The following is a 17,875-nucleotide window of genomic DNA, read 5'->3' as shown; positions in this document are numbered from 1 at the left end:
GGGTGCTTTTTATGGCCTGCAAGCGGCAGTTTTTCTAACTGCTCAAGACCTGGCCGATTAACTGTGCCAGACGTTCGGAGGCGCCTTCTAAAAAGGTTTCAAAAGCGATGGGAGCCTCGCTGCCTGCCTGGTCGGTAATGGCCCGCAGCAGGGCCATGGGCAGGCCCAGGCGTTTGGCCGTCCACAAAGCCGCGGCCCCCTCCATCTCGACCGCGTCGGCGGCGAATACCCGTCGCACCTCCTCAGCCTCGTTGCGGTGGGCTAGAAAGCGGTCGGCGCTGGCAATGCGCCCCAGGCGGATGGGCAGGCCCAGGGACTGAGCCGTGCGCAAGACTTTGGAGGTGAGGCCGGCATCGGCGGGGATAAAGCGTTCGCCGGTGGCCAGCTCGCCTGGGGCGCGTCCGAAAGCCGTGATATCCACGTCGTACTGTACGGCGTCCTGGGCCAGTATGAGGTCCATTGTTTTGAGCTCGGGGTTCAAAGCCCCAGCCACCCCCACCCAGAAAGCCTGCGCAGGGTTAAATCGAACCTTGGCGTAGGCCACCGCGGCCGAGGCGGCCACCTTGCCCACCCCGGTTTCGACCAGCACCACAGGGTAGCGTCCCAGCGTCCCCTGGTGGATGATCCAGGGGCCATCCAAGACCTCTTTTAGGCTTAGCAAGCGGCGCAAAGCCTGGGCCTCGAGGCCTTCGGCGGCGAACAGAGCAACCATGGACATACCAGGGTTAGACTAGCACCCACTGATAACGGATGCCAGCATTTTGTTGGTCTGGGTACAAAAGCTTTTGTGATTTTTGCACCAAAATTGCAACCAACGCGGTTATTCAGATAACGCAACGCCCCCTATCCGGGGGGATGATTAATCAGGGTGGTTTATGCCAATCTGTACCTAGGACGCATAACTGGGGAGGCTATGAAAAGAGGTCGTATTAAACCAATGCCAATGGGGTTGAGACCCGATGGAAACGCACTTGTCATCACGGTCTTGGTGGCCCTGATTATGGTTATTTCGCTGCTCTCCATTACCACCAGCCTGACCGTGAGCAACCGCCAGGTGGCAACCAACCAGGGTTTGGCCAACCGCGCACAGTTTGCCGCGGAGTCTGGCTTACTTAGAGGGCTGCAGGGCTATCAAACTGCCCTCAACTACCTCAAGGGGATCAGGGTGGATTTGTCTGGATCCAACGCAGCGATTGTACGCACAGCCTATGTGCAGGCACTGTACCACTTCTGCTACGGCAACAGCACAGCCGGGCCTTCCCTGAGTACTTTCGAGAGCACTTTGAGCACCATGCAGGCCGGTACTTTGTGTGAGGCTTTACCCATAGATCCGACCCGTTCGCCGGCCGAGGTGGCAAACGAACGCTTGACCATCCTCATCGACCCCCTGTTATTCGATAACACTGTATACAACGGCCAGGTGAGCAACCCAGCGGAGTACTGGGGACGCTTGGCCCTGGGCTTGGGGGGTTCGGAGGGGGTGTTGGGTTCGTCGGATGGTTTGGAAGACCGTTACGTGGTGCAGGTCGATTTTACGCCGCGCCGCATTGTCATCCAAAATGGCGCACCGGTGCTGGTGTTTGGCGATCCGAATAATGCCATTATCGCTACGGGCCGTGTCGTGCGGGGAAATACGGTGCTGGCTGAACGCCGGGTGGCTCGAGGGGTACCAGCAAGCAGCGGCCTGGGCGTAACCAGCGTGGCTATCCAAACCCCCAGCTTCTCGTATTTCGCCTTTTTTGTAAACAACACTGTGCGCGCCAACGGCAGTCGGGTGGTGCTACGTGATGGCTTCACGGTCAACGGCCCTGCCTTTACCAATGGTCGTTGGGCTTTTGAGCAGCGTATACCGGCCGCCACCTTTAACTTCAATGACCAGTTCGGCAGTGCGGGCTGCGAGCAGGGCGCTGAGACCTGCACCGAGGCGCAGCGGCTGGCTGGTAGGGGCTATTACCTGGGGGATGGTAACACCACCAGCACTTTTACAACCGTTCCGGAAAACGACTCGGCCACCGGGCTTGCAGGGATTAATCCCAGCTTTGCCCGTTTGCGTAACCCAGCAGGAAACTTTTTGTGTCGGGATGAAAACGGGGGCCAGGTGGTTTGTGCCGACGATGCACCGGCCAGCACCTGGTTGTACGACGTGAACTGGCAGCGCAACCCGATACCCATGCCCGGTAGCGATGCTATCACCCGTTTCGAGCGTAACGCGGCCGGTGGCACCCCTACCACCAGCAGAGACGATAACGGCAACCTGCTTCGCGATACCAACGGGCGGATTGTGGTAAGCAGTCCTACTGATACCGCAGGCTTCTTTGTCGACAGCAGCCTGTTTACGGCCTCGACCAGCAACCAGGCTTCTAGCGATTGGAAGAATGTTTCAGGTGGTACAGTGGTGATCGACCCGGCGACGGTTCCCCGGCCGAGTGCCGACGTGCTGCAAAACAACACCGGCCGCTATGTGGGAACGCCAACCATTCGCGTGTATGTGGAGAATGGCCGTCAGCGGATTAGCATTACTGCCACCCATGTTACAGGTTATGCCCTGGCAGTCCAGCAGGATTGCTACACGCCACCTTCCCCAGGTGACGGCGGCGGTGGCGGCGGCGGTGGCGGCGGTGGTGGTGGCGGTGGCGGCGGTGGCGGCGGTGGTGGCGGTGGTGGCGGCGGTGGGGTGTGGCTACCGGAATTGCAGAAGCTAGCAGATTATCTGTTCAATTTGGGTTCCATAGCCCATGCCCAGGCCCAGAGTTTCACCATCACCTGCTCCGGAGGAACGCCGCGCTACCGCACCTACTGGACCAACAACCCGACCGACCCCAACATCATCCAGAACCCCAGACCTAGCCTGCGCCAGACCGTTACGGTGGTCTATGAAATCAACGAAGACGGTCAGGTTAGCAAGATTGCCGACAACAGCACGGGAATCCAGACTCTTGCCAGTGGCGGTCTGATTTTGAGCAATAGCGTGGTGCCTAGGCCGGCCATCCCTCCTATCCAGGGGCCACCCCCCGGGGAGCGCTTTAATGGTGTGATCTACAGTAGTGGTGATCTGGCGGTGCGCAGTGTCAGTAATGTCAATAGTGGTGACGAGGCTAGCAACAGCCGGGCGGTAGCCAGCTATCAGCAGCTTTCCATTTCGGCTAGAAACAACGTACTGGTTCAATCCAACCTGCGCTATCAGACCCCCATTCCTGATCCACTCCCTGCCGACCCGAACCAGTGGCCGCGTAACCTGCTAGGTTTGTATGCCGGCAAGGATGTGCGACTTGATCCTCAAGGCTATCTATCCATCACCAGCAACAGCAACCGCAACCTGCTGATTGACGGGGTGGTTATGGCCCAGAATGGCGAGGTACGTGGGCATAGTTCCGCCTTTAACACCTGCGCCAATGCCACCAGTTTGCGGGATGGCGGTAGTTTTCGGGTGTTTGGAGGTGTGATCCAAAACCGCCTGGGAGCGGTCAACTGTGGCACGGTGAGCGGCACCTTCCGAGGGTATCGTTCGAACCATACCTACGATAAACGCCTGCTCAATGCAGCCTACCGTCCCCCGAGCTTCCCAGACGCCAGCAATACTACCCTCAACACCATCGTCAACACCCTTTTGCAGGGAAGTGGAGGCTCAGTTGGCCAGGGTTTCTGGCGGTTGATTGGTCAGTAGGGGGTATTTATGCGCCTCGAGCCCGTCCTCTTAAAAAAATCGGGCCTTACATTGGTCGAGATACTGGTGGTGATGGCCATTCTGGGTATTCTGCTGGCTATTGCTTCGGTTAATCTCAACGGCGCGCGCCAACGGGCACTGGTGCGTGAAGCGGCGGCTTCGGTGGCCACAGCGCTGTTGCAGGCTCGTAGTGAGGCCCAGCGCTACAACAGCAACGTTGTGGTTGTGCTAGAAGGGGGGGGTACGGCCTTCACCATCCGTCAGGTGCGCAACGGATCGCTGGTCAGCCGCACGGTTCGGTTGCCGGCCGGGACGGTGGCCCAGGTGCCTGCGGGAGGGGCCACAACACTGACCTACCGCGCTCCGTTTGGGGTGCTGGACGGTGGGGGCGCCGCCTTTTGCTTCAGGCTGGTCAGTCAGGATGTGCCTTGTGATACTTCGCCAACCGCTGCACCCCGAAGTGTGGTGGGTGTGGTGGGTTTGGTTGGAAAGGTGGTGGTGTTCAATTAGCACAGCGTTTGAGGAGGGCCGCCGGTGCGCAAGGCAGTGGGATGTCGGCTCAAACAAAGGCAGTATGCGCGCCTCAGCGGGGGTAACCCTGGTTGAACTGCTGGTGTCCATTGTGCTATTGGGGGCTTTGTTGGCTGCGGTGGCCGGAGCGGTGACAACCATCTTTGGGGCCACGCGCAGCGCGCAAGCGGGGATAGACGCCAATGCACAAGCGCGTGAGGTTATGGAGACCGTGCGGGTGCAGTGGGTCAGCGGGCCGGCGGCCCGGGCAGCCTACGATGCCAACTGCATTAAAATCGCATTGCCAGAAGGGGCTAGCATTACCGTAGGCGCCGTTAATCCAGCCACCGATGCCTATACACCCCAACCTCTTAACGTGGTGCCCCCGGCGGGTAGCTGTCCGGGTGGCAGCTATAGCCAGCCGCTTAAGAGGGTGCAGGTTACGGTTGTACGCAACGGTCGCGAACAAAGCCGTCTCACCCTGGATCTGCCCCGACCCTAGGAGAGGTTTATGCGCAAATATGGGGTTACCCTCGTCGAGCTGCTGGTGGCTTTAGCTATCCTGGGTGTTTTGGTTGCAGCATTTACGGGGTTTTTTGTCTCTACCCTGCGCGCGACCAGTGATTTTGATCGCCGTAATGAGCTGTTGCTGGACGGCCAGATTGCCCACCAACTACTGGTCTCGAGGCTGCAAGAGGCCTGGTTTGTATACCCCGCTGGCCAGAACATCGTCCTGAACGGGCCGGCTGCCTGGCAAACCATTAACCCCGTTTCGGGAAGCAATGCCTGGACGGTGGGCGACCAGTTTGTGGCGGTGGTTTTGCCACCGTTGCGGGTAGGGGCTGCCTGTAGCCCCGCCACCCCTGGCCAGACCGAGGGCTGTTACCGCTTTTTCGCCTACTACCCACTTAGCCGGGCGGTCTATGTGGCCAACTCGAGCAGCATCTTCGACCGCCTGCCACCCGATGCAGCCAATCCGGATGCCTGGGTTTTGATGCAGTACACCGGCTTTCTAGAGCCCTCCACGGTGGTTTCAGGCAGCGCAGCCCCTACCGGTGGGGCTGTGGGCGCACTGGGCGGCATCAGCGTGGCCCTGGTGGCCGATTACCTCGCCCCCAGGCGTTCTTTCTTCAACATTACAGAGGTTGCTGCAGGGCCTCCGGCCATCCGCCAGGTGAGCGTTAGCCTGCAATTTAGCCGGGTGGTGCAAGGGCGCACCTTTAGCGTGGGGGGTTCAGGTACCTCGCTGAGCGCAACCGTGCAGCCCCGCAATCAGGGCGTGTTGGCTCCGTAGGCCTCCTGGGCGATCTCGATGGTTTCCTGTACATGGAGGTTGCTGTGCAGCACCCGCCCAGCCCAGGCTTTTGCACCCTGAAGGTCGTGGTCGCGGTAGTTGCCGCACTCGAGCTCACTCACCCCCGGCACCGGCTCGGCGTGATGGACTACGTCCTGTAACGTAGCCCGAAAAGCCTCCAGCACCTTCTGGGGCCCCGGCTCGCCCAGCACCACCAGGTAAAAGCCGGTGCGGCAGCCCATGGGTGAGATGTCCACCACCCCGTCCAGGTGGCTGCGGATATAGGTGGCCAAGAGGTGCTCGAGGGTGTGGATGGCCCCGGTGCTAAGGGCCTCCTGGTTGGGCTGGGCGAAGCGCAGGTCGTACTTCTCGATCAGGTCGCCCTTGGGGGTTGCCTTCACCCCCGCCAAACGCACGTAGGGAGCCCGAACTTTTTTGTGGTCGAGGCGAAAGGACTCGGGAAAAACCAGGGGTCTGGACATGGCCTTAGTTTACCGCGCCGCCTAGCCGCGCAGCTTCTTCCAAAGCTCAGGGGTGAGCAGCGCAAACACCGGAATTAGCTCGATGCGCCCCGCCCACATCTGAACAATCAGGATCAGCTTGGAGAGGGGCTCGAGGCCGGCGTAGCTGCCCATGGGCCCCACCTCGCCCAGCCCCGGCCCGATGTTGCCCACCGCCTGAGCGCTGGCGGTAAAACCCACCACAAAGTTGTTCTCGAGCAAGGAGATGAGCACCGCGCCCACCGCCACCAGGGCCGCATAGAGGGTGATGAAAGCCGCCACCGAGCGCATCACGTCTTCCCCCAGGCTTTTGTTGCCCAGCCGCAGGGTCATGACTGCCTGGGGGTGCAGCGAGCGGATCAGCTCCCGCCGCACGATCGCCCCCACCACCAGCAAGCGAATCACCTTGATGCCGCCCGCCCCCGAGCCTGCACAGCCCCCCACGAACATGGCCGCCACCAGAATGGCCTGGGCCGCCGGAACCCACAGGGCAAAGTCGGCGCTGGCGTAGCCGGTGGTGGTGATGATGGAGGTGACGTTGAAGAAGGCGTGGCGGATGGCGTCGCTCCAGGTATAGTTCATGTCCTGGGCGTGGTGGGTCATCAGGAAGGCGGCCAGTGCTGTGCTAAACACCAGAACAATAAGGGTATAGACCCGCAACTCCACATCCCTCAGGAGCGGACGGGGGTCGCGGGTGAAGAAAAGCCGGTACTGCAACACGAACCCCGCACCCCCCAGGAACATAAACAGCGTTCCGAACCACTGGGCCAGCGGGCTGTAGGTCTCGAAGCTGCGCGGGTTGGGGCTGAACCCAGCGGCGGGCAGGGTGGTGAGGGCGTTGCAGATGGCTTCAAAGGCCGGCACCCCGGCGATCCAGTAGCACAGAGCAGCCGCCAGGGTAAGGGTGGCGTACACCTTGAGAATGCTCAGCGCGGCGGTGCGCAAACGGGGGGTAAAGGGTTCTTTCTGGATGCCGGTGCTCTCGGTGATGAAAAGCTGACGGCCCGCCACGGCCAGATGGGCCAGCAAAGCCACCACCAGCACCAGAATCCCCACGCCCCCGAACCACTGCATCAGGCTGCGCCAGAAAAACAGGCTGTAGCCGAACTGCTCAAAGTCGGCTAGCACCGTTGCGCCGGTGGTGGTGAAGCCGGACATGGCCTCGAACACCGCATCGAGGTAGTTCATGCCGCCCGCCACCCAGAAGGGAATCGCACCCAGCAGGGGCACCAGCAGCCAAATCAGCGCAATAGAAAGCAGGGCTTCAGCCCGCCCCGGCTCGTGCCTAGGGTCGCCCAGGCTACGGAACCACCAGCCCAGCGAAAGCCCCACCCCGGCGCCCAAAAGAAACCCCCAGGGCGACTCGCCCAGCGCCAGCGAGAGCACCTCGAGCCCCAGCATGACCGCGCCCAGGGCCAGGTAGACCACGCCCAGAAAATAGTAGGCAAAGCGCAGGTTGGTTATCAGCCAGGGTTTTGTTTTTCTTTTCATGGGGCTGGTTCCTCAGGCCCTGAGCCTGCGCCAAAGCTCAGGCGTAAACAGTGAAAATACCGCAATTAACTCGATGCGCCCGGCCCACATCTGGAAGATCATCACGGCTTTGGAGATGGGGTGCAGGTCGCCGTAGTGGGCCATGGGCCCCACCATGCCCAGCCCCGGCCCCACATTCCCAATGGCCGCTGCCGAAGCCGAAAAAGCCACCACGAAATCTTCCTCCAGTATTCCCATCACCAGCACCCCCAGGGCAAACAGGCTCACGTACAGGGTGATGAAAGCCGCCACCGAGCGCATTACGTCCTCGCCGATGTTCTTGTTGCCTACCCGCAAGGGCAGTACCGCCTGGGGGTGGAGGGCCCGCTGCAGCTCCCGCCGCACCAGGGCCCCGATAATCAGCCAGCGGATGACCTTGATGCTGCCCCCCACGCTGCCGGCGCTACCCCCGATGAACATCAGCATGACCAGCAGGGTCTGGGCCGGGATGACCCACTGAGCAAAGTCGGCGGAGGCGAAACCGGTGCCCGTGATAATGGAGGTGGTCTGGAAGAAGGCGTGGCGCAGGGCTGGCTCGAGGGTGTAGTCGTGGCGCACGAACAGGATGCCAGCCATAGCCAGCCCTACTACCAACACAATCAGGGCGTAGGCCCGGAACTCGGGGTCGCGCAGGGGGGCGGCGTACTCGCGGCCAAAAATCGCGCGGTACTGCAAGAGCAGGTTCACCCCGGTGAGGAACATCACCCCGGCGGCAATCCACTGGGTGAGGGGGGCGTAGTTGGCAAAACTCTGGGGGTTGGGGCTGAAGCCGCCCGCAGAGACGCTCGAGAAGGTGTTGGTGATTGCCTCGAATAGGGGTACACCGGTTAGAAGGTACGCGGTCAGGGTAAACAGGGTGAGCAACAGGTAAACCCGCAGGATGTAATTGGCGGTCTGGCGCAGCTTGGGGGTGAGCTGTTGCTTTTGTACGCCGGTGGTCTCGGCAAAAAACATCTGCCGTCCGGCCAGGGCCAGGTGGGGCAGCACCACGATGAACAGCAGGAGAATGCCCATGCCGCCAAACCACTGGCTCAGGCTCCGCCAGAAAAAAAGGCCGTAGCTGAACTGTTCGAAGTCGGCCAGAATGGTGGCGCCGGTGGTGCTGAAGCCCGAGGTGGCCTCGAACAGGGCGTCCAGGTAGCTAAGGCCCCCCGAGATCCAGAAGGGGAAGGCCCCCAGTAGGGGCACCATTATCCAGAGCCCGGCCACCGTCAGCAGGGCCTCGGCCCGGCGCGGCTCGGCCTGGGGGCTACCCAGCCGCCGGAGAAGGGCCCCCAGCAACAGCCCAATGGCCGCACCTACGAAAAACCCCAGGGCATCCTCGCCCAGCAGGGTATCGGCCAGCCCCAGAATCCCCATCACGCCCCCAAGGGCGACGTATACGGTTCCGGTCATGTAGGTGGCGACCGGGATGGGGTTGGTTGCGCGCGCCTTAGCGAACCTGGGCCAGGACTTCATCGGCTACCTGCCGGTCGGTAAGAACCAGGAGTTTATCGCCACCGGTAACGGCCAGCATGGGGGAGCGCAGGTAGACCCGGGTACCGCGCTCGAGGGCCACCGCAATGGCCCCCTGGGGGAGCTGCAGCTTATCGAAGGGTGTCTCGCGGAAGTCGGCTGGCAGTTCGAATTCCAGCAGCTCCACCTGGTCTTCGATCAGCGCCAGATGGTCTACGTTATCGGGAGCGATCCAGTCCACCACCTCGCGCACCGCCGCGGCGCGGGGGGTGAGGGGGATGTCAATGCCCACGTGCTCGAAGAGGCGGCGGTTCTCGCCGCGGTTGACCCGTGTGATCACCTTGGCCACGCCCACCTGCTTGGCCAGGAGCGAGACCAGCAGGTTCTTCTCGTCGTTTTCGGTCACGGCTACCATCACGTCCACGTGATCGAGGCCCTCCGACTCCAGCAGCTCCAGGTCGGTGCCGTCGCCCTCGAGCACCAGCGCCCCCGGCAGGTGTTCGGCCAGCCAGGCGCAGCGGTCGGGGTTGTGGTCAATGATGGTGACCTCGAGGCGGTGCTTGAGCAGCTCTTTGGTGACCATGTACCCCACATTGCCGCCCCCCACCACCATCACCCGGCGCACCCGTTCGCGCGGGGCGAAGCAGGCCTGGATGGCGTCGAAGCCCTGGGGGGTGGTCATGAAGAAAATGCGATCCTCGGCCTCGAGGGCGAGCGAAGCAAACTCGGGGTCGGTGGCCGCAATAAAACGGCCCTCGCGCAGGATACCGGCCAGCAGGCTGCCCGGAGGCCAGTCCAGCAGGGCGAGCTGCTTGCCGATGTAGGGGCCGCCTTCCCGCACCTGGTACTCCACAAAGCGCAGCCGGCCACCGGCCAGCACCTCGGTGTCCACCGCGCCGGGAATCCGGATTACTTCCACAATTTCTTTAGCCAGCGAGCGCTGAGGCCAGAAGACCTGGTCGATGCGGGTGCCCAGAATTTCCACCGTGCGCGGGTCGGTGAGGATGTCCACATACGACTGCTTCCCCACGAAACACAGGGTTTCCCTGGCCCCCAGGCCCTTGGCCAGCATGCAGGCAATCAGGTTGACCTCGTCCCAGTTGGTGGTGGCGATAAAGGTGTTGCAGAGATCCACCTTGGCCTCGCGCAGAACTTCGGGGTCGGTGACGCTTCCTATAATCACCTGCACGTCCAACCCGCCCAGGCGCTCCTTGGCCTCGGGGTTGGTGTCCACCACCACCAGGTCGTGCTGGGTGTGCAGGGCTTTGGCAATCTGTGAGCCGATCTCGCCGCCACCGGCAATTACGATGTACATAGCTGGCTCCGCTGGAGTATGCGACGAACCTCGAGGACACCCTCATGCTGAAGATACATAAGATGTGCACTCCCCGCACAGACTTTGACAGGGAGGATAAACCCATACTCCCGATTTTTCGATATGTTCAGGCTCAGACCGACTCGAGAAGGTTCCATAACCCAAACTTGGCCTAGCTTACACCCGAATTGTTTCCGTGGCTACGTTGTTCATCACCGGAACACTGGGTTTCCAGGCCACCCGGCCCACCATCTCCCCGTGCAGGTCGTAGGCCTCGGCCTGGGTAACCCGCACCTGGATGATGTCGCCAATTTTGACCGTGCCGTCGGTCTCGGCGTAGACCAGCCCGTCGATGCCCGGTGCGTCGTACTTGGAGCGGCCCACCACCAGGCCGGGTAGCTCGTCGTAGTCGTCCACGATGACCTCGAGGGTCTGTCCCAGCCGGGCCTGGTTCTTTTCCAGGCTAATCTGCTGCTGCAGGGCCATCAGGCGGGCCCGGCGCTCCTCTTTGACCTCCTGGGGAACGGCCCCCGGCAGGCTGTTGGCGTCGGCCCCTTCCACCTCGGAGTAGGTAAAGCAGCCCACCCGGTCGAGCCGGGCCTCGGCGATAAACTCCAGTAGCAGCTCGAAGTCTTCCTCGGTTTCGCCGGGGAAGCCCACGATAAAGCTCGAGCGAATCGCCAGGTCGGGGGCGATGGCCCGCCATTCCTGGATGGTCTTCAGGTGGCTTTCAGCACCCCCGGGGCGGCGCATGGCCCGCAGAACCCTGGGGCTGGCGTGCTGGAGCGGCACGTCCAGGTAGGGCAGCAGCTTGCCCTCGGCCATCAGCGGGATGAGGTCGCGCACGTGGGGGTAGGGGTAGACGTAATGCAGCCGCAGCCAGGCCCCCAGGCCGGCCAGCTCGTTGACCAGATCCACCAGATGGGCCCGTACCTTCTTGCCCGCGTAGTCTGAGTCGCGGTGGCGGATGTCCACCCCGTAGGCCGAGGTGTCCTGGGCGATCACCAGCAGCTCCTTGGTGCCGGTGCCTACCAGCCGGGTGGCCTCGAAGAGAATCTCGGCGGCGTCGCGGCTTTGTTGCAGACCCCGCAGCTTGGGGATGATGCAGAAGCTGCACTTGTGGTTGCACCCTTCGGCAATCTTCAGATAGGCGTAGTGGCGGGGGGTGAGCTTGACCTGCGGAGGAACCAGGGCGGTGAAAGGATTTTCCTCCGGAGGAACCACGCGCTGTACGGCGGCCAAGACCCGGTCTACCTCGCCGGGGCCGGTGACCTCGAGCACCTGCGGGTGGGCCTGCTGGATGACCTCGGGCCGGGCCCCCAGGCAGCCGGTCACAATCACCCTGCCGTTCTCCGACAGGGCTTCGCCGATGGCCGTGAGCGACTCCTCCACCGCCGGGGTGATGAAGCCGCAGGTGTTGACCACCACCACATCGGCCCCCTGATAGGTGGGCGAGGTTTCGTATCCCTGGGCCCGCAGGCGCGAGAGTATCTGCTCCGAATCTACCAGGGCTTTTGGACAGCCCAGACTTACAAACCCGACCTTGCCTGCCATCTAATCTCCTGCGCGCCAACGGCACGACAACAGCACCGAGTATAGCAGGTTTGCCGCTGGTTGGCTGTGCGGGCTCGAGGGGGCTACAAATCTTCTGCACATGGCGACGCTACGATGGACAAGGTTTCCTGAGAACTGCTTGTGTGGTTACTAGAAACCGGAGGATCGTATGGCAGGACTTACAGATTTGTTGGGCGCAGCTCTTTCAGAAGACGTCATTCAACAGATGGCAAAGCAGCTCGGCGCTGAGGATAAACAGGTGCAAAGCGCAATTGGGATGGCTTTACCAGCCCTTTTGCAAGGGTTACAGCGCAATGCCGCCGACCCGCAAGGGGCTGAGTCGCTGACCAATGCTTTGCAGCGTGATCACGATGGCGGAATACTGGATGACCTGATGGGCTTTTTGAGCAACGCCCAGCAGGGGCCGGGGGCCGGTATTCTGCGCCATGTGCTAGGAGATAGGCGCGAGGTTGTGCAGCAGGGGATTGGGCAAGCTACCGGCATCAACCCCAGCCAGATTGGGGGCCTACTGGAGATGCTGGCCCCGGTGGTAATGGGGGCGTTGGGCAAGACCACCCGCCAGCAGGGCGCGGACGTTGGCAGCTTGATGGATTTATTGGGGCAAGCCACTGGCCAGATGCAACAGCAACAACCTCAGGCCTTCAACCTGGTTAATATGCTGCTTGATCAGAACCGCGACGGCAACGTGATGGACGATGTGGTACGGATGCTGGGTAATTTCCTCAAGCGCTAGAGCCTGCTAGGAAGCCAAACGTAAACCATCCAGAGCTTTCGACAAAAGCAGAATGGAGAAAGCCAGCCAGTGAAAACCCTCGAGGGTCTCAGTAAGACGCTCGTAGCCACGGGCCAGACGGCGAAAACGAGCCATCCAGGCAAAGCTGCATTCGACCACCCTCGGGTAGCGGCTTTGCCGCTATCCCCTCTTGGGCAGCGGCTTGCTCAGCCTTGATCCACAAAGGCCACCTCGACTTGCTGGTTGGTAACAGCTTGCACCGCTTTTGAGAGTTCCGCTACCTGGGCACGCTCCTGCTCATCGGCCGGGGTGACCACCATCGCCAGCAGATGCCCCAGCGTATCCACGGCCATGTGCACCCTGCTGCCTTTGCGCTTTTTGGCCCCATCCTAGCCCGCTCGCCCCTGCAACAGGCGCAGCGTTTCCCGCAGGTCATGCACCAAATCCTCAGATACGCCCCTGTTCATCCAGCGCCGGTTCTTACGAGCCACCGCAGGGCGTTGAACACTTCCCGCAAGTGGTATTTGCGCTGCTGTGCATCCAGGGGCAACAGGGTCAGGTAGGGCATCACAAAGGCCCACTCCTCATCGCTCACGTCGGATGGGTAGGGCTTGCGTGTTGTCGGCTCCATGTCCTGAACATAATCTGCCTACCGCGTTTGGGATAGGTTCCTAGGAGCCTCTAGGGGGCCTGGGCTATTCCCCAAAACGCTGTGTGACCACCTGTCCCACATTGCCCATGCGGCCCCGATCCTGACCGTTGACGATGGCCCGCACCACCCCGGCATTGCCAACCCGCACCACCACCGGCAGGGGGTAGCTGAGCTGGGTTCCGCTGGCTACGGTGCCTTCATACAGCAGCCGGCCCGTGCGGCCATCGGTGACACGAACCCAGCTAGTGCCCTCGAGCCTCAGCACAAGACCTGTAGTGGGTGTGGGAGAGGTGGGATTGGTGGGAGGCACAGTTCCTGGAGCGGGGGGTTCAGGGGCGCTGGATGCGGGAGGAACGGGCGTCAGGGCAAAGCTTAGATTGCGGTCTGTTTGCAGGGTGAGCACCTGCTCGTATTTTTGATAGCCGGCTGCCTCGACGCGGAGGGTACGTTCTCCGGCTTCGACCCTGGCCTCCAGTGGGGCCTGGCCCAACAAGAAACCATCCAGGTAGACCCGGGCGCCGGGGGGCTGGGTGGCGATGCGCAAGCTAACCTGTTTGGGGGGTGGGGGCGTGACGGGGGCAGAGGGCGGGGGGGTGGGTGTGGACGTGCTAGGGCGGTTGAGGGTGCGGTACCCCCACCAGCCCAGGAGTACCAGCAGCACCGCTAAGGGAACGGCCCAGAGCCAGCCAGGCCTCGAGGTAGCGGAGGGTTTGTCGCTGGGAGGAGATACGGGCTCTGAGATTTGCGGGGCACTGCTGGGATAAAGGGCCAGCAGGGGTGCGGGGTCGAGGCCCAGCAGTTGGGCATAGCGCTTGAGATAGCCTCGAGCCAGGGGCGGTTCGGGTAGTTCATCGAATCGACAGTCTTCTAGGGCTTCCAGAATGGCCCGCCGCACCTTAAGCACCTCTGCGGCCTGGGCTAGCTCCAGCCCCCTGGCCTCGCGGGCTTCCTTTAGCCGCTTCCCCAACTCACACATTTCGCTTTATTCTAAGCCACAAAGTTTGGATGCGTATAAGTAACGCAAAAGGGCCTATTCCTGGGTTAGAGCCAGGGCAATTTGGGCTGCTAGGCGGGCGTTTTCTTCCAGTAGCCGCAGATTGACCTCGTCGGTCTGGCCCCCACTCAACTCAGAGATGCGCCGGAGTAAGAACGGTGTGAGGGCTTTTCCGCCTACCCCAAGCCGGGCGGCTTCCTGGGTGGCCTGTTCCACCCAGCGCTGCACCTGGGTAAAGTCCAGCCCTTTGGAAATGGGGTTAAGCACCAGGCTGGCCCCCGGTAGCCCCAAGGTTCGGGCGGCTTTGTAAGCCCGGGCAGCCTCCTGGGCCGACTCCACCCGAGCCGGTAGGAGATAGGGGCTGGAGGGGCTGTGAAAGGCGGGCAGGTGGTTGGTTTTATAGCCTAACAGGGCTACCCCCAGCGATTCCAGGCGCTCCAGGGTGGCCGCGAGGTCGAGGATGCTTTTAGGGCCTGCCGAAACCACCACAATGGGGGTACGGGAGAGCTCGAGCAAGTCTGCCGATTCGTCGTAGGGGTGGGGGTGCACGCCGCCAATGCCGCCGGTGGCGAAAACCTGAATGCCGGCCTTGTGGGCCAGAAAGGTGGTGGAGGCCACGGTGGTGCCTGCGCTCCTGCCCTGGGCCAGCAGGGCCCCCAGGTTCCACAGGCTGGCTTTGTCGGCGGTGTCGTCGGTGGCAATGGCCTCGAGCTCGTCTGGGGTCAGCCCCACCACCACTTCGCCCCTCAGGATGGCAATGGTGGCGGGGACGGCCCCTGCCTGGCGCACGGTATCCTCGAGTTTGCGGGCAAGCTCCAGGTTCAGGGGGCGGGGCAGGCCGTGGGTGATAACGGTGGACTCGAGGGCCACCACTGCCTGGCGGTTTTGCAGAGCCTGTGTTACTTCGGAGTGCAGACGCATAAACCGATTCTGCTTGCAGCGGACTCAAAAGGCAACGGGGGAGACCCCCGCATGCGCCTGAGCCCGAAGCTAGCTTTGCGGGAATACCCGGTTCCGCCCAGCCCGCTTGGCCCTGTAGAGTTGCTCGTCGGCGGCGGCCAGGAGTTTTTCGTGGTTGGGGAGGGTGGGGTCACAGCTTACCCCGATGCTTACCGTTACCTTCAGATCGGGGTGCAGAGCGGCCCAGTGATGCTGTTCGATGCGTTGCCGTACCCGTTCGCAGGCAATCAGGGCTCCTGCCAGGTCGGTTTGAGAGAAGACCAGGGCAAATTCCTCACCCCCATAGCGGGCGGCAAAATCTACCCCCCGGCAGCCGGACTCGAGAATTTGTCCAACAATCCGTAACACGTCGTCGCCAACCTGATGAGAAAAGGTATCGTTGATTTGCTTGAAATGGTCGATATCTACAAGCGCTACGCTGAGGGGGAATTTGTAGCGCTTGGAGGCAGCAAACTCACGCTCGAGGTTTTCCTCCAGGTAGCGGCGGTTATGCAGTCGGGTTAGGGGGTCCTGGCGGGCCAGGCGCTCCAGCTCAGCCGACTGCTGGCGTAGCTTATCCAGCAGGCGCGACTTCTCGGCGTTGGCCTCCCTCAGACTTTCTATAGCCAGGGCCAGTTCGCGGTTGGCACGGGCCAGCTCGGTGCTGCGCAACCGTTCAATTTCCGCTTCCTGACGGGCTTTTTCTACCTGAAACCCAGCCAGCAGGGCGGCGGTTCTTTGGGCCTGCTGCTCTTTGTGTAGCTTGCGCTCAATCTCGAGGGCCTGCCGCAGGTGGTACAGGGCCAATGCGGGTTTCTGCCCTGCCTCGAAAACGCTGGCTATGGCCTGGTGAAACTCGAGCAGCAGCTTTTGCGTACCCAGCTCTTCAGCCAGCTCGAGGCCCTGTTGCAGAGCCTGAATTGCGATGTCCGGCTGCCCCTTACGGCCCAGCAGTAAGCCGATTTGCAGCAGCGTGCTCAGCTCGCCCAGCCGATGGCTTAGTTCCTGGTAGAGAGCCTTGGCGGCCTGAAGCAATTCCAGCGCCGTGTCCAAATTGCCCAGGGCCACGTGGGCGAGGCCCTGGTTCTCCAAACAGGTGGCCCGAATCTGGGGACTGCCTAGCTGGCTGGCAATCTGCAGGGCTTGCTGGTGGTAGTCCAGGGCCTCCTGGACGCGCCCCAGCCGCTGAAATACCACGCCCAGATTGCGTAGCGCGCTGGCTTCGCCCTGACGGTCGCCCAGTGCTTGCTGAATAGACAGGCTTTCACGGTAGAGCTGGGCTGCACCCGCAAGGTCGCCAAGCTCGAGGTACACCATGCCCAGGTTGGTTAGGGTTTCGGCTTGGCTGAGATGATCGCCCAACTCGCGCTTGAGGGCCAGGCTGCGCAGGAAGTATTTGGCGGCCTCCTGGTGGTTGCCCAGGGTGTATTGCACCAGACCAACGCCATTCAGGGCCTCGGCCTCGAGCACTTTGTGTTCATACTTTCGGCTTACCTCGAGGGCTTCTAGGTAGTACTCGAGGGCCTTGGGAAAATTACCCTGAAAATAATGGAAGTGGCCCAGTGCGTTGAGAGCGCTGGCCTCGCCCCTAAACTCACCCAATCTGCGCAGAACCGAAAGAGCTTCTTCCAAACAGCCCTGAGCGGCGGGCAGATTGCCCTGACGAAAGTGGAAATCGCCCAGGTTTTTAAGCGCTAAGCCCCGCCCTGCTGGATAGGCTATCTCTTTCGAGAGGATAAGCATCTCCTCGACAACCTGTCCGGCCCGGCGCAGATCGCTATGCCGCAGGAACTGGTACAGCTCGTCGAGTAGACGCAGTTTCTCCGATAGGGCCTGGGTTTGGTTGAGCTGGGCCTCGAGGGCTTGGAGGGTCTGATTCATAGCTTGCTGGCCTTATACCCAAATACTACGGGTTTATCGGACTTCTCACAATTGTGCAGGGATCTTAGGCAGGGCCGACGTGCCAAATTGCACCGGAAACCGCAGTTGGACGGTTCGTCGTATGGCATTCTGCCTTTGTGGCAAGATGGTTGATGCTAGCCCTTTCTGGTTTTTTGCTGCTTTTAGCCCTGGCAGGCTGGGCCGCCTACGCACTCCTGATTCGTCCAGCCCAGACGCTGGTCAACGACTTTCGACAGATCATCACCCTGGATCAGGGTGTGGTGCGACAGACCGCTTATACACCCCCTGAAAACGGGCAGCTCAGCCCCGAGCAGGTGCAGCGCTTTGTGAAGGTGCAACAAAGCGTCAAGCAACAACTGGGAGAGCGTTACCGGCGCGTGGAAGCCCGGCTCAATCAGCTGGCCAACCAACAGGTAGGGCAGCTCGTACTGGATTATCGCACTGCGCTGGATTTATTCCGCGAAGGGGGTTCGCTGATGCTGGACGCCAAAAGAATACAGGTACAGGCGCTCAACCGGCAGAACTTTTCGCTCGAGGAGTATGCCTGGGTGCGTACTCAGACCTATGCCGCCCTGGGCTACGGAGTACCCAATCTCAACCCCCAGGAGCTTCTGCGCCAGATTGGGGCCAGGGACTTTAATCCCAGGGTGGAACTCGCCAAACCCGAAGCCCCGGCGGCCAACGTGCGGCTGGTGGAGCCTTTTCGCGATGAGCTGGTGAGCTACTATCCTTTCACCTGGTTTGGGCTGTAGGGAGCAAAACCAAGAAGCTGCTCGATGGCTTTGTGCGAAAAAAACACCGAATCTGCCCTG

General features: G+C 61.6%; 15 protein-coding genes and 1 pseudogene. 6 read left to right on the top strand and 10 right to left on the bottom strand.

What is annotated here, in order from left to right:
• Positions 1-34 precede the first annotated feature (34 nt).
• Entirely contained in the window at positions 35-712 is a 678-nt protein-coding gene (mtnN, locus tag Q0X18_RS10320) for a 5'-methylthioadenosine/S-adenosylhomocysteine nucleosidase (protein ID WP_297563067.1), read from the bottom strand.
• A 156-nt stretch (positions 713-868) separates the two neighbouring features.
• Here mtnN and Q0X18_RS10315 point away from each other — a divergent pair, with 156 nt between their 5' ends.
• From Q0X18_RS10315 to Q0X18_RS10300, 4 genes are all read left to right on the top strand, one after another.
• Positions 869-3,664: a pilus assembly PilX N-terminal domain-containing protein gene (locus Q0X18_RS10315; RefSeq protein ID WP_297561950.1), complete on the top strand. Its 2,796-nt coding sequence runs from the start codon at positions 869-871 to the stop codon at positions 3,662-3,664.
• Between the two features lie 9 nt (positions 3,665-3,673).
• On the top strand, positions 3,674-4,174 hold the full coding sequence (locus Q0X18_RS10310; protein WP_297561947.1) for a type II secretion system protein: 501 nt from the start codon (positions 3,674-3,676) through the stop codon (positions 4,172-4,174).
• Between the two features lie 64 nt (positions 4,175-4,238).
• A complete protein-coding gene (locus Q0X18_RS10305; RefSeq protein WP_297561944.1) occupies positions 4,239-4,676 on the top strand; it encodes a prepilin-type N-terminal cleavage/methylation domain-containing protein in 438 nt (145 codons plus the stop codon).
• Positions 4,677-4,685: 9 nt separating this feature from the next.
• Positions 4,686-5,468: a PilW family protein gene (locus Q0X18_RS10300; RefSeq protein WP_297561940.1), complete on the top strand. Its 783-nt coding sequence runs from the start codon at positions 4,686-4,688 to the stop codon at positions 5,466-5,468.
• Here the strand turns inward: Q0X18_RS10300 and Q0X18_RS10295 are convergent.
• From Q0X18_RS10295 to rimO, 5 genes are all read right to left on the bottom strand, one after another.
• Positions 5,447-5,950: an S-ribosylhomocysteine lyase gene (locus tag Q0X18_RS10295; RefSeq protein ID WP_297561931.1), complete on the bottom strand. Its 504-nt coding sequence runs from the start codon at positions 5,948-5,950 to the stop codon at positions 5,447-5,449. The genes Q0X18_RS10300 and Q0X18_RS10295 overlap by 22 nt on opposite strands.
• 21 nt (positions 5,951-5,971) lie before the next feature.
• Positions 5,972-7,459, bottom strand: a complete 1,488-nt coding sequence (locus tag Q0X18_RS10290) for a TrkH family potassium uptake protein (RefSeq protein WP_297561927.1) — start codon at positions 7,457-7,459, stop codon at positions 5,972-5,974.
• A 12-nt stretch (positions 7,460-7,471) separates the two neighbouring features.
• Positions 7,472-8,956, bottom strand: coding sequence for a TrkH family potassium uptake protein (locus tag Q0X18_RS10285; protein ID WP_297561925.1), 1,485 nt, complete (start codon positions 8,954-8,956; stop codon positions 7,472-7,474).
• Complete coding sequence (trkA, locus tag Q0X18_RS10280) at positions 8,931-10,268, bottom strand: Trk system potassium transporter TrkA (RefSeq protein ID WP_297561923.1); 1,338 nt, start codon at positions 10,266-10,268, stop codon at positions 8,931-8,933. Before trkA ends, Q0X18_RS10285 begins: the two co-directional genes overlap by 26 nt.
• Positions 10,269-10,445: 177 nt before the next feature.
• Positions 10,446-11,822: a 30S ribosomal protein S12 methylthiotransferase RimO gene (rimO, locus tag Q0X18_RS10275; protein WP_297561920.1), complete on the bottom strand. Its 1,377-nt coding sequence runs from the start codon at positions 11,820-11,822 to the stop codon at positions 10,446-10,448.
• Positions 11,823-11,991: 169 nt separating this feature from the next.
• Here rimO and Q0X18_RS10270 point away from each other — a divergent pair, with 169 nt between their 5' ends.
• On the top strand, positions 11,992-12,576 hold the full coding sequence (locus tag Q0X18_RS10270) for a DUF937 domain-containing protein (RefSeq protein WP_297561917.1): 585 nt from the start codon (positions 11,992-11,994) through the stop codon (positions 12,574-12,576).
• A gap of 6 nt (positions 12,577-12,582) precedes the next feature.
• Here Q0X18_RS10270 and Q0X18_RS10265 read toward each other — a convergent pair.
• The 4 genes and pseudogenes from Q0X18_RS10265 to Q0X18_RS10250 all read right to left on the bottom strand — a co-directional run bounded on the left by Q0X18_RS10265 (position 12,583) and on the right by Q0X18_RS10250 (position 17,042).
• Positions 12,583-13,207: pseudogene (locus Q0X18_RS10265) on the bottom strand (transposase).
• 64 nt (positions 13,208-13,271) lie between these two features.
• Entirely contained in the window at positions 13,272-14,204 is a 933-nt protein-coding gene (locus Q0X18_RS10260) for a RodZ domain-containing protein (protein WP_297561914.1), read from the bottom strand.
• 54 nt (positions 14,205-14,258) lie between these two features.
• Positions 14,259-15,143, bottom strand: a complete 885-nt coding sequence (locus Q0X18_RS10255) for a pseudouridine-5'-phosphate glycosidase (protein WP_297561912.1) — start codon at positions 15,141-15,143, stop codon at positions 14,259-14,261.
• 69 nt (positions 15,144-15,212) lie between these two features.
• A complete protein-coding gene (locus tag Q0X18_RS10250; RefSeq protein WP_297561909.1) occupies positions 15,213-17,042 on the bottom strand; it encodes a tetratricopeptide repeat protein in 1,830 nt (609 codons plus the stop codon).
• A 137-nt stretch (positions 17,043-17,179) separates the two neighbouring features.
• Between Q0X18_RS10250 and Q0X18_RS10245 the strand changes: the two genes are divergently transcribed.
• On the top strand, positions 17,180-17,815 hold the full coding sequence (locus tag Q0X18_RS10245) for a hypothetical protein (RefSeq protein ID WP_297561906.1): 636 nt from the start codon (positions 17,180-17,182) through the stop codon (positions 17,813-17,815).
• Positions 17,816-17,875 lie beyond the last annotated feature (60 nt).

The organism is Meiothermus sp., from assembly GCF_026004075.1.
Lineage (GTDB): Bacteria > Deinococcota > Deinococci > Deinococcales > Thermaceae > Meiothermus.
Note: the sequence above shows the minus strand (reverse complement) of the source record. Positions and strands in the feature narration are given on the sequence as shown.

Coding starts and splice junctions, on each gene's coding strand:
- Q0X18_RS10310 (WP_297561947.1), top strand. CDS start 3,674: ATGCGCCTCGAGCCCGTCCTCTTAAAAAAATCGGGCCTTACATTGGTC.
- Q0X18_RS10305 (WP_297561944.1), top strand. CDS start 4,239: ATGCGCGCCTCAGCGGGGGTAACCCTGGTTGAACTGCTGGTGTCCATT.
- trkA (WP_297561923.1), bottom strand. CDS start 10,268: ATGTACATCGTAATTGCCGGTGGCGGCGAGATCGGCTCACAGATTGCC.
- mtnN (WP_297563067.1), bottom strand. CDS start 712: ATGGTTGCTCTGTTCGCCGCCGAAGGCCTCGAGGCCCAGGCTTTGCGC.
- Q0X18_RS10285 (WP_297561925.1), bottom strand. CDS start 8,956: ATGAAGTCCTGGCCCAGGTTCGCTAAGGCGCGCGCAACCAACCCCATC.
- rimO (WP_297561920.1), bottom strand. CDS start 11,822: ATGGCAGGCAAGGTCGGGTTTGTAAGTCTGGGCTGTCCAAAAGCCCTG.
- Q0X18_RS10290 (WP_297561927.1), bottom strand. CDS start 7,459: ATGAAAAGAAAAACAAAACCCTGGCTGATAACCAACCTGCGCTTTGCC.
- Q0X18_RS10255 (WP_297561912.1), bottom strand. CDS start 15,143: ATGCGTCTGCACTCCGAAGTAACACAGGCTCTGCAAAACCGCCAGGCA.
- Q0X18_RS10260 (WP_297561914.1), bottom strand. CDS start 14,204: ATGTGTGAGTTGGGGAAGCGGCTAAAGGAAGCCCGCGAGGCCAGGGGG.
- Q0X18_RS10250 (WP_297561909.1), bottom strand. CDS start 17,042: ATGAATCAGACCCTCCAAGCCCTCGAGGCCCAGCTCAACCAAACCCAG.
- Q0X18_RS10270 (WP_297561917.1), top strand. CDS start 11,992: ATGGCAGGACTTACAGATTTGTTGGGCGCAGCTCTTTCAGAAGACGTC.
- Q0X18_RS10300 (WP_297561940.1), top strand. CDS start 4,686: ATGCGCAAATATGGGGTTACCCTCGTCGAGCTGCTGGTGGCTTTAGCT.
- Q0X18_RS10295 (WP_297561931.1), bottom strand. CDS start 5,950: ATGTCCAGACCCCTGGTTTTTCCCGAGTCCTTTCGCCTCGACCACAAA.